Origin of the sequence: Euzebya rosea (assembly GCF_003073135.1) — a bacterium.
Classification (GTDB): domain Bacteria; phylum Actinomycetota; class Nitriliruptoria; order Euzebyales; family Euzebyaceae; genus Euzebya; species Euzebya rosea.
In genome coordinates this window covers 153451-168344 of sequence record NZ_PGDQ01000013.1, presented here as the reverse complement: position 1 = coordinate 168344, position 14894 = coordinate 153451, and the positions used below count along the sequence as shown (strand labels likewise).

At 71.7% G+C, this 14894-nt stretch carries 12 protein-coding genes; 3 read left to right on the top strand and 9 right to left on the bottom strand.

Annotated elements, in window-relative coordinates; all coding sequences use genetic code 11:
• The first annotated feature begins 39 nt into the window (after positions 1 to 39).
• Complete coding sequence (locus CUC05_RS17575) at positions 40 to 2751, top strand: CHAT domain-containing protein (RefSeq protein ID WP_108667431.1); 2712 nt, start codon at positions 40 to 42, stop codon at positions 2749 to 2751.
• Positions 2752 to 3187: 436 nt separating this feature from the next.
• On the opposite strand, the gene CUC05_RS17570 is transcribed toward CUC05_RS17575, so the two are convergent.
• Complete coding sequence (locus tag CUC05_RS17570; RefSeq protein ID WP_108667430.1) at positions 3188 to 3883, bottom strand: hypothetical protein; 696 nt, start codon at positions 3881 to 3883, stop codon at positions 3188 to 3190.
• Positions 3884 to 3992: 109 nt separating this feature from the next.
• Here CUC05_RS17570 and CUC05_RS17565 point away from each other — a divergent pair, with 109 nt between their 5' ends.
• Positions 3993 to 4436 carry an SRPBCC family protein gene (locus CUC05_RS17565; RefSeq protein ID WP_108667429.1) on the top strand — a complete coding sequence of 148 codons (444 nt, stop codon included), beginning with the start codon at positions 3993 to 3995 and terminating at the stop codon, positions 4434 to 4436.
• A 115-nt stretch (positions 4437 to 4551) separates the two neighbouring features.
• Positions 4552 to 5940, top strand: a complete 1389-nt coding sequence (locus CUC05_RS17560; protein ID WP_108667428.1) for a glycoside hydrolase family 10-like protein — start codon at positions 4552 to 4554, stop codon at positions 5938 to 5940.
• Positions 5941 to 5964: 24 nt separating this feature from the next.
• Here the strand turns inward: CUC05_RS17560 and CUC05_RS17555 are convergent, their stop codons facing one another.
• The 8 genes from CUC05_RS17555 to nuoI form a co-directional block, all read right to left on the bottom strand.
• On the bottom strand, positions 5965 to 6669 hold the full coding sequence (locus CUC05_RS17555) for a hypothetical protein (RefSeq protein ID WP_157965700.1): 705 nt from the start codon (positions 6667 to 6669) through the stop codon (positions 5965 to 5967).
• A 63-nt stretch (positions 6670 to 6732) separates the two neighbouring features.
• Positions 6733 to 7770, bottom strand: coding sequence for a polyprenyl synthetase family protein (locus CUC05_RS17550; protein ID WP_108667426.1), 1038 nt, complete (start codon positions 7768 to 7770; stop codon positions 6733 to 6735).
• Positions 7771 to 7834: 64 nt separating this feature from the next.
• Positions 7835 to 9607, bottom strand: a complete 1773-nt coding sequence (locus CUC05_RS17545) for an NADH-quinone oxidoreductase subunit N (protein ID WP_108667425.1) — start codon at positions 9605 to 9607, stop codon at positions 7835 to 7837.
• On the bottom strand, positions 9604 to 11127 hold the full coding sequence (locus CUC05_RS17540; protein ID WP_108667424.1) for an NADH-quinone oxidoreductase subunit M: 1524 nt from the start codon (positions 11125 to 11127) through the stop codon (positions 9604 to 9606). Before CUC05_RS17540 ends, CUC05_RS17545 begins: the two co-directional genes overlap by 4 nt.
• Complete coding sequence (gene nuoL, locus CUC05_RS17535) at positions 11127 to 13142, bottom strand: NADH-quinone oxidoreductase subunit L (protein WP_108667423.1); 2016 nt, start codon at positions 13140 to 13142, stop codon at positions 11127 to 11129. Before nuoL ends, CUC05_RS17540 begins: the two co-directional genes overlap by 1 nt.
• The gene (gene nuoK / locus CUC05_RS17530; RefSeq protein WP_108667422.1) at positions 13139 to 13456 is read right to left on the bottom strand and encodes an NADH-quinone oxidoreductase subunit NuoK; all 318 of its coding nucleotides are present in this window, start codon (positions 13454 to 13456) and stop codon (positions 13139 to 13141) included. Before nuoK ends, nuoL begins: the two co-directional genes overlap by 4 nt.
• Entirely contained in the window at positions 13453 to 14229 is a 777-nt protein-coding gene (locus CUC05_RS17525) for an NADH-quinone oxidoreductase subunit J (RefSeq protein ID WP_108667421.1), read from the bottom strand. Before CUC05_RS17525 ends, nuoK begins: the two co-directional genes overlap by 4 nt.
• Positions 14226 to 14894 carry an NADH-quinone oxidoreductase subunit NuoI gene (nuoI, locus tag CUC05_RS25400; protein WP_205712408.1) on the bottom strand — a complete coding sequence of 223 codons (669 nt, stop codon included), beginning with the start codon at positions 14892 to 14894 and terminating at the stop codon, positions 14226 to 14228. Before nuoI ends, CUC05_RS17525 begins: the two co-directional genes overlap by 4 nt.

The following is a 14894-nucleotide window of genomic DNA, read 5'->3' as shown; positions in this document are numbered from 1 at the left end:
AGCGCTGGTGATACGTGCTGGTCTACCGTGCGAGCCTCGATGGCCGCTTCCACTCCCCTTGCCGAACGCGCCGAGGCCGTTGCCGAGCTCGTCCTGGCCGACCCCCACGCGGGGCTGGCGCTGGCCGAGGAGGTCGCGGATCGGGCGCGTGAGGAGGGCGCCGACGAGCCGCTGGCGGTGGTGCTGCGCGCCGCGGCGTGGGCGGCGAGAGAGGTCTTCAGCCACGACCGTGCCGAGGCCCTCCTCGACGAGTGCATCACCGTGTGCGAACGGGCCGGGCTGGCCGAGCGCCTGGTCGAGGCACTGGTGACCCGGTCGGCCGTCCACCTCGAGCTCGGCCGCACGGAGCTGGCGCGGGCCGACGTCGATCTGGCCGGCGTGCACGCGGCCCCCGCCCAGCAGGCCGAGGTGGCCTTCGCCCGTGCGCTGGTCCTGCAGACCGCCGGGGACACCCCCGCGGCGGTCGCCGGGTACGAACGCGCCCGGGACCTGCTGGTGGGTGACGACGCGAACCTGGCCGGCAAGATCGGCAACAACCTCGGCGAGCTGCTGACGATGCTGGGCCACCACGCACGTGCCGAGGAGGTCCTGGACGAGGCGGCGCGGATCGCCGCACCGTTCCGCGGCGGCCTGTACCTGGCCATCACGGCGAACCGGGCCGAGCTGGCGCTGCGTCGGGGCACACCCGCCCTTGCCATGAGCCGCTACGCCGAGGTCGAGCAGCTGTGCATCGAGCTGGGGGTGCCGCTGGCCGAGCTGTACCGCGAGAAGGCCGACGCGCTGTCGTCGATGTACCTGCTGGAGGAGGCTGCCGAGGCTGCCGCCATGGCCGTCGCCGAGGTCCGCCGGGCGGGTGGCGTCCCGATCCTCCTCGTCGACACGCTCCTGCCCCTCGCCCGGGCGGCGCTTGCCCGCGGCCGGTGGGACGAGGCGGCCGCCGCAGCCGCCGAGGCCGCCGAGCTGGCCGCCGCCCAGGAACGACCCGGACGGCAGGCCGAGGCGACGTTGCTGGCGTTGCGGGCACGGGCGGGCCGCGGCCCCTCGCCCGACCTGCTGCCGGAGATCGAGGCGACCGAGGCACGGCTGCGCACCCTCGGGCATCGGTTCGCCGCCGTCGACGCCGCGCTGCTGCTGGGTGACGTCGCCTTCGAGGTGGACGATCCGGCGGCGGCCGGCCGGGCCTGGCAGCGGGCAGCCGAGGGCGGGGACCCGGACGGTGGCGCGATCGAGGACGGCTCGGCGATGATGCGGGTGCAGCGCCACCGGGCGCTGGCGGGTGCGGCGCGGGTGGGCGGCGACGTGGACCGCTGCCTGCAGCACTGCCGTGCGGGGCTGGTGGAGCTGGAGGGGTACCGCGCGACCGTGGGGTCGGCCGAGCTGCGGTCCCGGGCCGCGGCCCACGGGACGGTCCTTGCATCGACGGGGTTGGCTGCCGCGATGCATGCCGGGGACGCCGAGCTGGTCTGGGAGTGGATGGAGCGCAGCCGGTCGGTCCCGCTCGTCGGGCCGAGGACCGCCGACCCGCAGGTGACCACGTGGCTGGCGGAGATCCGTGCGCTGGAGTCCGCCCTGTCGGACCCCGAGCTGGCCGAGGACGGGCAGGCGGGCGATCGGGTGCGCGAGCTGTCGGCCCTCGAGCGGCGGGTCCGGGAGCGGCTGTGGGCCAGCGACGACGGCCCCGGGAGTGACGGGGTGGGGGCCGGCGGGGTTGGGGGCGGCGGGGTGGGGGCCGGCGGGGTTGGGGCCGACGGTGACGCCGGGGCGTGGCTGGACGGCGTCCACGAGCGGCTGGGCCCCGACCGCGCGCTGGTCCAGGTCCAGCGACACGGCGGGGGGTTGGTGGCGGTCGTCACGTTCGGCGGGGACGTGGACGTGGTCGAGCTCGGGCCGGCTGACGTCGTGTCGTCGGCGACGACGCAGCTGGGGGCGGCGCTGCAGCGGCTGACGACCTCGCGGTCGGCACGGATGGTGGACAGCGCCCGCCGCAGCGCCGGACGGGTGGTGGAGGACCTGGCGCGGGTGGTCTGGTCACCGCTGGTCGCGTCGCTGGCGGGGGCCGAGGAGGTCGTCGTCGTGCCACCCGCGGACCTGCTGGCGGTGCCGTGGTCGATGCTGGGCGGGCTGGCCGACGTCCCGGTCGCCCTGGACGTCTCGGCACGGTCGTGGATGGCGTCGGTGGACCGCCGGGCCGCGTCGGACCGGGTCGTCCTGGTCGCCGGGCCCCGTCTGGACGCGGCCGAGGACGAGACGGCACGGCTGGCGGAGGTGTTCGGCGACGCCACCCTGCTGGTGGGCGAGTCCGCGACGGGCCGGGCGGTGCTGGCTGCCGCCGAGGGTGCCGGGCTGGTGCACCTCGCGTGCCACGGTCGGCTGCGGACGGATTCGCCGTTGTTCTCCTCCGTGGAGCTGGCCGACGGGCCGCTGACCGTGCACGAGGTGACCGCGTTGGGCCGGCCGGCCCATCGCTGGGTGCTCGCCGCGTGCGAGCTGGGCCATCCCGGCGACCTGGTCGGTCCGGAGCTCGAGGGGATGGTCGGTGCGCTGCTGGCCAGCGGGGCTGGCGCCGTCGTCGCGTCCACGGCGAGCCTGCCCGACGGGGTGTCCGGCCCGGTCATGGCCGCCCTGCACACCGAGCTGGCCGCCGGCGCGACGATGGCCCGCGCCCTGTGGACCGCGCGCCGCACCCTCGACCCCTCCTCCCCCCACGCCTGGGCCGCCGCCCTGATGCTGGTCTGCTACGGCGGCGGCTGAGGACCCGAGCCGGCGACGAGGGAGCCTCGTGAGGCCCGGAGGCCGCCGCGCCCCCGGATGGAATCGACTCCACGTCCGGATGGAATCGCCGGGTTCACCGTGTTCGACGGCGTTGTCGCGGGGCCGAGGCCGATGGATTCGCCTCCGCCACGTACGGCACGATGCCAGCTCGGAGGCGATTCCATCCACGGGGGTGGGGTCGGGCGGCGGCCGCCATCCACGGGCTGGGGGTCGGGCGGCCGCAGTGCTGGCGGATCCTGGCCCAGGCCCTGACGGAATCCGACCCGGGCGTCGAGCCGGTGGTGCGTGACCCCCGGGGGTGCCCCGACGGATGTTGACCCACTCCGGGCCCGAACTACACCGGAGTGGGTCAAGATCCGCCAGGGGAGGGGGGGCTGCGGATGGGCTGCTCGGCGGGAGGAGGAGGGGCGGGGCGTCAGTGGTGGCGGGCGGCCAGGAACGGGATGGCCAGGACGGCGCCGAAGACCAGCCGGGAGGTCAGCAGCAGGGAGGCCTCGCGCAGCTCGAGGACCGGCGACAGGGCCGGTGAGAGGGCGTACAGGTCGACCGCGAAGACGCCGGCCGCGAACACCAGCGCGGCCACCAGCACGACCCGAGGGCCGCGGAGGCGAGGGGCGACCAAGGCGAACAGCGTGCCGAGCACGATGCCGATCACCGCGTTGATGGCCACGCCGAGCAGCGGGCTGCCGCCGGACAGGCCCCCGCCGCCCTCGACCAGCACGGTCAGGAGCCGGAGGGGACGAACCGCTTGGTCGCCGCCCTGGGCCGATGCCCACATCTGCAGCAGCATCGCCGCACCGATGGCGACCGGGCCCCAGAGGACCCCGCGACGCAGGGCACGGTCGAGCCCATCGGATCCCCCGCCGCTGGGCGACGGTGTCGACGACGGCGACGGCGACGGCGAGGACGGTCGCGAGGGAGCTGCGGCCGGCGTGGCGGGCCGGGCGGTCGCGACAGGGGCGGCCTCGGGCGCGGCGGGCGCCGCAGGTGCGGGACGAGGCGCGGGCGCAGGTCGTTGGCTGACGCCCGTGCCCGGCACGGGTGGCGGCATCCCTGCGGGCGCCGGTCCCGGCGGGTCGAGGGTGATGGTGCGGGCGGTGTCGGTGGCCATGGGGGTGTCTCTCGTCGTCGTCATCCATGGTTCGGAGCCGACCCGCCGTCGTCTTGCCGTTGGATCCGAGGAATCGTCCGACGCGGCCCACGTCGGTACAACTGACGCCATGACCGACACCCTCACCGCATCCGCGTCCGCCGTCGTCGACGCCCCGGCCGACGAGGTCTTCGCGTACATCTGCCGACCGACCGCCCACCCCGACATCAGCGGCGACCGCTCCGTCAGGGGAGGGGTCACGGGCCCCGAGCAGCTGTCGGCCGAGGGCGACCGCTTCGGCATGCGGATGAAGATGTACGGCCTGCCGTACCGCATCACCAGCACGGTCGTGGAGTTCGAGCCCGGCCGGAGGATCGCGTGGTGCCACCCCGGCAGGCACCGCTGGCGCTGGGAGGTCGAGCCGCTGGAGGACGGCCGGTCGAAGGTCACCGAGACCTTCGACATGTCGACATCCCCCATCAAGCCGGCCCTTCGCCTGCTGGGCTACCCGGGGGCACACCAGGCCAACGTCGAGCGCAGCGTCGCCAACGTCGCCCGGCACTTCGCCGACTGACCGGTCCGCGACCATCCGCGGGGTCGGCCACCCCTCGACCGCGTTACTGTTGGGCCGATCAGGTAGTGGCGGGCCGGAACAGGCGGCCGACCCCGAGCAGGACTCCTCCCCAACGATGGTCTCCAGAGACGTCGACCGCGTGGTCGTCGCGATGGCAGCAGCGATCCTGTCGCTGCTGCTCGCGGGTGTGCTCGTCCTCCAGCAGTCCACGCCCGCGCCCGCCCTCAGCCTGATCACGCTGGACCGCGACCTGCCGGAGGAAGCCGCGACGGCCCTGGCGGAGGTGCCCCCGTCGTTGCCCCTGGTCGGTCCCGAGGAGGTCGCAGCGCCCACACCCGCGCCCGTCCCGGCGCCCACGGCCCAGCCGACTCCCGTCGTGACGGCCGCGCCGACCGCGCAGCCGGCCGCGGTGGCCGGGCCGAGCTTCCCCTCCCCCATCCGTGGGGTCTGGGTCCACGTGCTCGACGGCACCCTGCTGACGCGCGGCTCGATCGACCGGATGCTCGACGACGTGGTCAACGCGGGCGGCAACACGGTCGTGGTGGAGGTGGCCCGTCGCTACGACGCCTACTACTCCTCGAACTTCCTCGACCGGGGGCAGGACCCCGGCTTCGAGCCGGGCCTGGACGTCCTGCAGGCCGTCATCGACGGGGCGGCGCCGCGGAACCTCAGCGTGCACGCCTGGTTCACCGCGATGCCGGCATGGCAGCCCGAGACGGCCACCACCCCCGAACCGCACAACTGGACCTACACCCAGCACGGCGCACCGGCCCCCGACGAACAGAAGTGGCTGACCCGCAGCGCCACCGGCGAGTGGGGCGACTACCTGGACCCCGGCCACCCCGATGTGCAGAACCTCGTCATCGCCACCGCGGCCGAGCTGGCGAGCTACGACGTCGACGCGGTGCACGTGGACTACCTGCGCTACCCGGGTGCGGAGTGGGGCTACAACCCCGTCGCCCTGGGCCGGTTCCAGGCCGAGACGGGCCGCACCGACATCCCCGCGCCCGAGGACCCGCAGTTCTCCGACTGGCGGCGACAGCAGACGACCGACATCGCCATCCGCATGCGCGAGGCGGTGCAGCAGGTCGACCCCACCGTGGGCGTGTCGGCGGCCCTGATCGCCTGGGGCGACGGCCCGGTCAACGGCCGTGTCTTCGAGCAGACCCCCGCGTGGACCCAGGTGTTCCAGCCCTGGCCGCAGTGGATGGCCGCCGGGATCATCGACGTGGCCATGCCGATGGCCTACTTCCGCGAGTCACGGCACGCCAGCTTCCACCGCAACTGGATGTCCTACATCGCGGGACTCCGGCAGGCCACCGGCGTGCTGACCGCGCCGGGCCAGGGGTCCTGGCTGAACGACGTGGACCAGTCGTTGCTGCAGCTGACCGAGGCGGCGCCGTTCATGGACGGCGAGGTGCTGTTCAGCTACCAGCAGACCGCCGCCGGGGATGACCCGAAGGCGCTGCTGCCGGCGCTGGCCGGCTCGCTCTGGAGCCGGTGATCCGACGGGCCCGACACGGGGAGGTCAGGTCGGCAGCTCGGTGTAGAGCTCGCGGACGGTCTCGACGTCCTCGCCGGACAGGTCCACGATCGTTGCGGTGACGACCTGCTCGACCGAGGCGTTGGACAGCCGGGCCGTGTTGGCGACGGCCTGCGACACCAGCCGCTGGGCGTCGGCCAGGTCGAAGCGCCAGCGGTCGTCCTCGAGGTGGAACCGCCAGCGCAACGACGTCGGCTCGAGGGTGCCGTTGGACAGCACCTCGGCGACGGCCAGCTCGTCGTTGACCCGGCTGATGTCCCCCAGCTCGCCGAGGGAACGGTCCTGCCCGGCCAGCCCGGCGTCGACCAACGCGGCGTACGGGTCGTCGGCCTCCAGCAGCTGGGGGCGCAGGCGGTAGGTCAGGACCAGCAGCTGCTCGGCCGCCGGCAGCTGGCGGACGGTCTCCTCGTCGGCGGTACGGGCCAGCTCGACGACGCGGGCCTGGTCCTCCAGCGACTCGCTCGTGACGTGGGCCATCGCCGCCTCCGCGTCGCCGCGGGTCACCGCCGCCCGGTAGGTGATGAACGAGGCGGTCACCTCGGCGTTGAGCTGGCGGTCCGTCGGCAGCTCCTGCGGCGTCGCGTCGGTCAGCTCCTGGGTGTTCCCCGTGCACCCCGCGAGCACGAGCAGCACGATCAGCAGAAGGCTCGCGGGCGTCGGTCGTCCACTCCGGGACAGGCACGGCGTCATCGGGGAGACTCTACCCGTCCCGCCGGGACGGCCCGGTCGACCTTTCGTGCCCCCGACCGTGGGTCAGCTGGCGCGGTCGGCGGCGTAGGCCGTCAGGTAGCGCAGGCCGTCGAGGGCTGCCTGGCGCTCGGCGGGGACGACGAGCTCGGCCAGGGCGTCGGTCGCCGCAGCTGCTTCGTCCCGAGCGGCCTGGCGTGCCCGCTCCAGCGCCGGGTGGGCACGGAGGATGCCCAGCGCCTTGTCGACGTTGGCCTCGGTCGGGTCGTCCAGCAGCGCCGCGAGCGGCGAGTCCGGCCCCTCCTCCTCCAGCGCCATCAGGACCGGCAGCGTGTGCACGCCCTCGCGGAGGTCGGTGCCGGGCACCTTGCCGGACTCCGTGGACTCCGAGGCGATGTCCAGCACGTCGTCGGCCAGCTGGAACGCAAGCCCGAGGTGGGTGCCGAAGCTGGTCAGGGTCTCCACGGCGTTGGGACCCTGACCCGACAGCAGCGCTCCCAGCCGACACGACGAGCGGATCAGCGAGGCGGTCTTGCCGTCCAGCACGGCCATGTAGTGCTCGCGGCTGGGCGGGATGCGGACCGCACCGTGGGTGGCGGCCTCCAGCGACCCCTGCACCTCCAGCACCTGTCCCTCGCACAGCTCGGCGATGGTGCGGGCCATCACGCGAGTGACCTCGACACCGAGCGTCGCGGACAGCTCCGAGGCGCGGGCCAGCAGGAAGTCGCCGGTCAGGATGGCCACGGTGTTGGACCACTTGACGTGGGTGGCCGGGGTGCCGCGACGGGTGTCGGCCGCGTCGATGACGTCGTCGTGGTACAGCGTCGAGAGGTGCACCAGCTCGACGATGACGCCAGCGGAGATCAGGTCGGGGTGGGTGGCCTGCGCGCCGCCGAGCATGCCGGACAGCAGCACCAGCATCGGCCGGAACCGCTTGCCGCCTGCGTCGATGAGGTAGCGGGCGGCGTCCTCGACGAAGGGGTTGGTCGCATGGACCGTCTCGCGCATCTGCGCCTCGACGGCCAGCAGGCCCGGGCGCAGGTCGACGCCACGGTCAGCGCCCTTCGCGGTCAGGTCATCCAGGGCAGCAGCGGAGATGGCCATCAGCGGATGATCCTCGGAACCGGACCCACGAGGGTCCGGTCAGCAGGGGTCGGGGCGGGGTGGGTCACCCAGCAAACGTACCTGCCTGCTGCGCGAGGCTCACCAGCGCACCGGGCAGGACACCGAGGACGACCACGGCCACCGCAGCAAGGCCGATTCCGAGCATCGCCGCGTCGGATCGGGGCGGGTCGGCGATGGCCAGGGACGCCGTCGACTCGTCCTCCACGAACATCGAGGCGATGATCCGCAGGTAGAAGAAGGCGGCGATGACGCTGGAGACGACACCGACGATGACCAGCAGCAGCTGACCGGCGTCGATGCCCGCCCGGAAGATCGCGAACTTGGCGGTGAAGCCGGCGGTACCGGGGATGCCGGCGAGGGAGATCAGGAACAGGCCCATCGCCATGGCGGGCTGCGGGTACCGGCGGCCGAGACCACGGAGGTCGTCGAGGGTGACGGCCTTCTTGAGGCGACGCTCGAAGAACGCCACGACCCCGAACGAGCCGACCGACATGAAGGTGTAGACCAGCAGGTACAGCAGGATCGCGCCGACGGACTCGCGGCCGGCGTTGCGGGTGCCGTCCGCCCCGAGGGGGCTGATGGACACCAGGCCGATGGCGACGTAGCCGGCGTGGGCGACCGCGGAGTAGGCGAGGATGCGCTTGACGTCGGTCTGCACGATCGCCAGCACCGCACCGCCGATCATGGTGACGACGGCCACGCCGATGATGACCGGCGCCCAGATCCACTGGAGGGGCGCCAGGGCACCGACGAACACCCGGACGAACGCGGCGAACGCGGCGGCCTTGGTGGCCGCGGCCATGAAGCCGGTGACCGGCGTCGGGGCGCCCTGGTAGACGTCGGGGGTCCAGAAGTGGAACGGCACCAGCGCGGTCTTGAACGCGAAGCCGACCAGCAGCATGACGAGCGCGACGACGGTCAGGCCGTCGGGGGCGGTCAGCGACGCGAGCGCCCGACCGACCTCGGGGATGTTCGTCGACCCGGCCACGCCGTAGCACAGCGCGATGCCGTACAGCAGCAGGGCCGAGGAGAACGCCCCCAGCAGGAAGTACTTCATCGCCGACTCCTGGCTGTTGAGGTCACGCTTGGCGAGGCCAGCCATGACGTACAGCGCGAGGGAGAGGATCTCCACGGCGATGAAGACGAGGATCAGGTCGTTGGCGGCGGCCAGCAGCGTCATGCCGGTCGCGGCGAACAGCAGCAGCGGGTAGTACTCGCCGCGGTGGATCTGGCGCTCCTCCATGTAGGCGAAGCCGATGGGGATGGTGATCATCCCGGCCAGGCACACCGAGAAGCGGGTGAACAGGGCGACACCGTCGACGGCGGCCATGCCGGCCAGCAACGAGTCGGTGCCGACCAGGGCCACGGCGTCCTGCCCGCCGCTGACGGCGACGAGCTGCCCGGCGTAGGTCTGCCACTGCCAGATGGTCACGCCCAGCGCGGCGGCGAAGCCGAGGAAGCTGATGACGGCGCCGAGGCGGCGGGGCGTGTCCTTGAGCCATGCGGTCAGGCCGAACTGCACGACCGCGCCGATGGCGACGATGCCCGCCAGCAGGGGCACGTTGGACCCGCTGGTGGAGGCGTTCTGCCAGTAGGCCGCCCCGCAGCACGCGAGGATGACGCCACCGGCGACGAAGGAGGCCTGCAGGCGGTTGCGGTTGTTGCGGCCGGTCGGGGTGACGCCGGCGGTGTCCAGCAGCAGCGCCAGGATGCCGACGCCGAACAGCACCAGCTCGGGGCTGATCGCCGCCCACGGGAAGTCGACGATCTGGGCGCCCGTCTGGGCCAGCACGGGGTGCACGAACAGGGAGGTCACTGGTCCTCACCCTCCAGGGCGGTCTCCGCCTCGGTGGCGGGGGCGTCCGCGGCGGCCAGATCTGCGTCCACCTGCTGGATCACCGCCTCGACCGAGGGGTTGACGATGTCGTACAGGGGCTTGGGGTACAGGCCGATGGCCAGCATCAGCACCACGAGCGGCGCCATGACGGCGATCTCCCGGGTGTTGAGGTCGGTCATGGTGGTGGCGTGGCCACCGATGGGCCCGTGGAACATGCGCTGGTAGGCCCACAGCAGGTACAGGGCGGCGAAGATCACGCCGAACGCGGCGGTGATCGCGGCCCACGGCACCGTCTGGTAGGTCCCCATCAGGATCGGGAACTCGCCCACGAAGCCGTTCAGGCCCGGCAGGGCGATCGAGGACATCGTGGTCAGCAGGAACAGCCCACCGAAGATCGGGGTGGCCTTCATCAGGCCGGAGTACGCCGCGATCTCCCGTGAGTGGGTGCGCTCGTACATGAACCCGATCAGCAGGAACAGCGCGCCCGTGGTGATGCCGTGGTTGACCATCTGCACCACCGACCCGCTGGCCGCGGTGGGCTGCAGCGCGAAGATGCCGATGGCGACGAAGCCGAGGTGGGCGACCGAGGAGTAGGCGACGAGCTTCTTGATGTCGGACTGCACCATGGCGACCAGCGCCCCGTACAGCACGCCGATCACGCCGGCGGCCAGGATCGGCCCGACGTAGAGGTCGGTGGCCTCGGGGAACAGCGGCAGGTTGAACCGCAGGAAGCCGTAGCCGCCGATCTTCAGCATGACCGCTGCGAGGACGACCGAGCCGACCGTGGGCGCCTCGGTGTGGGCGTCGGGCAGCCAGGTGTGCAGCGGGAACAGCGGAAGCTTGATGGCGAAGGCCAGGAAGAAGGCCCAGAACAGCCAGATCTGCTCGCCCCGGGTCAGGTCGACCGCCAGCACGTCGGCGTAGGCGAAGGATCCACCGGCCTGGAACGACAGGTACAGGATGCCGATGAGCATCAGCAGCCCGCCGACCAGGGTGTACAGGAAGAACTTGACCGATGCGTAGCGCCGGTTGGCCCCGCCCCACACGCCGATCAGCGCGTACATCGGGACCAGCATGATCTCGAAGAACAGGTAGAAGAGCACCAGGTCCAGCGCCATGAAGACGCCGATCAGGGCGGCTTCGAGGACGAGGAGGGCGATGAAGAAGCCCTTGGCCCGGTCGGTGTGCTCCCACGAGGCCAGCACGACCAACGGGAAGATGAACGTGGTCAGCAGGACCAGCAGGACGCTGATGCCGTCGAGCCCGAGGATGTAGGTGATGCCCCACTCGGGGATCCACGACTTGGACTCGATCATCTGCATGTCCGCGGTGCCGACGGCGAAGTCGGCCATGACCACGATCGACACCAAGAAGGTGGCGACGGTGCCGACCGCAGCGCCGAGGCGGAACACGGGGACGTTCTCGCGCGGCACGAAGGCCAGCAGGAGCGCCGCGACCGCGGGCACCGCGACCAGCAGGGTGAGGATGTTGCCGGACATCAGACGGAGCCTCCGATGAAGGCGAACGCCACGAGCGCGCCGAGGAAGATGGTTCCCGCGACGATGCCCAGGGCGTAGGAGCGGACGTAGCCGGTCTGGGTGCGACGTGCCTGGCCGGCGAAGGATCGGGTCAGGCCGGCGGCGCCGTTGACGATGCCGTCCACCCCGCCCTTGTCGACGCGGGACAGGCCGCGGGCCAGCGCCCCGCCGACCCGGACGGTGAAGAACTCGTAGAACTCGTCGACGTAGAACTTGTCACGGGCGATGGACACGAGGCCGCCACCCACGCCGATGGTCCGGACCTTCTCGGCGTCGGTGCCGCGGAACATCCAGATGGAGATCACGACGCCGATCGCGGCGACGGCGAGGGCGGCCGGCAGGTGCCAGCTGACGGGGATGATCTCGCTGGTGTGGTGGAAGGCCTCGACGGTGTCGCCGAGCCAGCCGTGCAGCCAGCCGTCCTTGGGGGAGGTGTTGAGCAGGCCACCGAAGGCCGCCGCGACGGCCAGGAGCAGCAGCGGCAACGTCATGGACGGCGGGGACTCGTGCGGGTGGAAGACCGCCTTGCCCGCGTCGTCGGTGACCCCCTCCCAGCGCGAGGGACCGGTGAAGATCAGCAGGAACCAGCGGACCATGTAGAAGGCCGTCATGCCGGCGACCACCAGGCCGAGCACCCAGAGCGCCTCGGTGCCGGCGGTCTCGGCCGCAGCCGCGAGGATCTCCTCCTTGGAGAAGAAGCCCGAGGAGAACGGGAAGCCGGCGATCGCGAGGACCGCGATCAGCGAGGTCGTGCCGGTGATCGGCATCTTCTTCCAGAGGCCGCCCATCTGGCGGATGTCGGTGCGGTCGGCCATGGCGTGCATCACCGAGCCGGCCGCGAGGAACAGCAGCGCCTTGAAGAAGCCGTGGGTCAGCAGGTGGAACACGCCGGCGGTGTAGTCGCCCACGCCGACGCCGATGAACATGTAGCCCAGCTGGCTGACGGTGGAGTACGCGAGGATCTTCTTGAGGTCGACCTGTGCGCAGGCGATGGCGGCCGCGACGAAGGCGGTGGCCCCGCCGACCCAGGCGACGATCAGCCCGATGTCGGGGATCGCGGCGTACAGCGGTGAGGTGCGGGCGATGAGGTACACACCCGCGGTCACCATCGTGGCCGCGTGGATCAGCGCCGACACGGGGGTCGGGCCGGCCATGGCGTCGGGCAGCCAGACGTACAGCGGGATCTGGGCGGACTTGCCCGTCGCGCCGACGAACAGCAGCAGCCCGATGGCGACCAGCGTGCCGGTCGCGGCGGTGCCGATCGCCGGGAGGACCTCGGCGAACTCCAGGGACCCGAAGGTCGCGAAGACGATGAACATCGCGACCATGAAGCCGACGTCACCGATGCGGTTGGTGACGAACGCCTTCTTGGCCGCGGCGGCGTACTCCTTCTTCTCGAACCAGAAGCCGATGAGGAGGTAGGAGGAGAGCCCGACCAGCTCCCAGCCGACGAACAGGACGAGGAAGCTCGATCCGAGGACCAGCACCAGCATCGAGGCGGCGAACAGGTTCAGGTAGGCGAAGAACCGTTCGTACCGCGCGTCGTGGGACATGTAGCCCAGCGAGTAGATGTGGATCAGCAGGCCGACCCAGGTGACCAGCATCAGCATCACGGCCGAGAGCGGGTCGACGAGCATCGACCAGTTGACCGTGAAGCCGGCGATGTCCAGCCAGGCAGCGACGTCGACCACGAAGGTGCGGTCGCCCGAGGGGTGGCTCAGCAGCTCCAGCAGCACCAGCGTCGCCATGGTGGCGGAGAAGCCGATGGCGGTGATCGCCACGCCGGAGGTCAGGCGCCCGAGGCGGCGACCGAACAGCAGCAGCAGGCCGGCGCTGATGGCGGGCACGACCGGGATCAGCCACGCCAGGTCGATGACCGACCCGGCAGCTGCGGTGGAGATGTGCTCGAAGGGATGCCCGCCGGCCTCGGTCGCGAGGACGGGGACGAGCAGCGGGGACAGCAGGGAGCCGGTCACGAGCGGAGCCGATCTGCGTCGTCGGCGTCGATGGACGCCCGGAGTCGGAACAGGTTCACGATGAGGGCGAGCCCGACGGTGACCTCGGCCGCAGCGACGACCATGACGAAGAAGGACAGGACCTGTCCGTCGAGGTTGCCGTTGATGCGGCTGAAGGCGACCAGGGTCAGGTTGACCGAGTTCAGCATCAGCTCGATGCACATGAACATCACGATCAGGTTCCGGCGCACGAGGACGCCCACGAGGCCGATCGAGAACAGGGCAGCAGCCAGCAGCAGGTAGTAGCCGGCCGGGACGCCCGCAGCGGGACTCACAGCCCACCCCCTTCGGTGTGGTCGTCGAGCTCGGCGGCCGGGGTGGCGGTCTCGCCGGAGGGGATGGACACGGGCACGTGGGGGGTGCCCGGCTCGGCGGCGATGCCGGAGTCGACGAGGTCGGTCAGGTTGTCGGTGCGTCGGCCGAGGACCATCGCGCCGATGGCGGCGATGACCAGCAGGACGCTCGTGACCTCGAACGGCCACACGTACTTGCCGAAGATCAGGCGGCCGAGCTGGGCGACGTTGCCACCCTCGGCGGCGTTCTGGCCCTCCAGCCCCACGCAGGGTCGGGCGGCCGCACCCTGGTCGGCGATGGACTCCTCGACGGCCCCGGAGATGTTGCAGGCGCTGTCGGTGCCCATGTAGGGCCCGGCCACGGTCGCGGTCAGCCCCATGAACAGGCCGACGCCGAGCACGATGGCCGCGAGCTTCTGCCCGCGGAGCCTGCCCGGACCTGCTTCGACGCCCTTGTCGACGCCCAGCAGCATCAGCACGAACAGGAAGAGGATCATGATCGCGCCGGCGTAGACGATCACCTGGATGGTGGCCAGGAACTGCGCCTGCAGCACGGCGTAGAAGACCGCGAACGTGAAGAAGTTGATGACCAGCATCAGCGCGGCGTGGACCGGGTTCTTCAGCACCACGACGCTGACGGCGGCGGCCAGGGAGAGGGGGGCGATCAGCCAGAAGACCCAGAACTCCGCCGCACCCGAGGTGGACTGGGTGGCCGTCTGGGCAAGCGTGACGACGGCCGGCACGAGCCCGCTCATGCCACGACCTCACCGTCGTCGTCGATGCCGTCCTCGTTGCCGGGTCGGGTCTGGGTGCCGGGGATGGGCTGGGTGGCGACGGCGCCCATGGTCTCGCCGTCGGCGGCCTTGGTCATGCGCTTGTCGTACACGTAGGCGCTGCCCTTGCTGACCAACGGCTCCTGGCCGGCGAAGTTGTTCTCGTAGTACTCCAGCCCCCGGGCTGCGACCTCCGCGTCGGTGTGCGGGGTTTCGTTGGCACCCTCTGGCAGCGGTGCCAGCAGCTGGTCCTTGGTGAAGATCAGGTCGTCGCGGTTGTCACCGGCGATCTCGTACTCGTTGGACATCGTCAGCGCCCGGGTGGGGCAGGCCTCGATGCACAGGCCGCAGAAGATGCAGCGCAGGTAGTTGATCTGGTAGTCCACGCCGTACCGCTCACCGGGGGAGAACCGGGCGTCAGGGCTGTTGTCGGCGCCCATCACGAAGATGGCGTCGGCGGGGCAGGCCCAGGCGCACAGCTCGCAGCCGACGCACTTCTCCAGCCCGTCGGGGTGCCGGTTGAGGACGTGGCGCCCGTGGAAGCGCGGTTGGGTGGGCCGCTTGACCTCGGGGTACTGGGTGGTGACTGGCGGCCTGAACATCGTCTTGAACGTCAGACCGAAGCCCTTGAGCATCGCGTTGAACAT

Coding starts and splice junctions, on each gene's coding strand:
- CUC05_RS17575 (WP_108667431.1), top strand. CDS start 40: ATGGCCGCTTCCACTCCCCTTGCCGAACGCGCCGAGGCCGTTGCCGAG.
- CUC05_RS17570 (WP_108667430.1), bottom strand. CDS start 3,883: ATGGCCACCGACACCGCCCGCACCATCACCCTCGACCCGCCGGGACCG.
- CUC05_RS17565 (WP_108667429.1), top strand. CDS start 3,993: ATGACCGACACCCTCACCGCATCCGCGTCCGCCGTCGTCGACGCCCCG.
- CUC05_RS17560 (WP_108667428.1), top strand. CDS start 4,552: ATGGTCTCCAGAGACGTCGACCGCGTGGTCGTCGCGATGGCAGCAGCG.
- CUC05_RS17555 (WP_157965700.1), bottom strand. CDS start 6,669: ATGACGCCGTGCCTGTCCCGGAGTGGACGACCGACGCCCGCGAGCCTT.
- CUC05_RS17550 (WP_108667426.1), bottom strand. CDS start 7,770: ATGGCCATCTCCGCTGCTGCCCTGGATGACCTGACCGCGAAGGGCGCT.
- CUC05_RS17540 (WP_108667424.1), bottom strand. CDS start 11,127: ATGTCCGGCAACATCCTCACCCTGCTGGTCGCGGTGCCCGCGGTCGCG.
- CUC05_RS17525 (WP_108667421.1), bottom strand. CDS start 14,229: ATGAGCGGGCTCGTGCCGGCCGTCGTCACGCTTGCCCAGACGGCCACC.
- nuoI (WP_205712408.1), bottom strand. CDS start 14,894: ATGTTCAACGCGATGCTCAAGGGCTTCGGTCTGACGTTCAAGACGATG.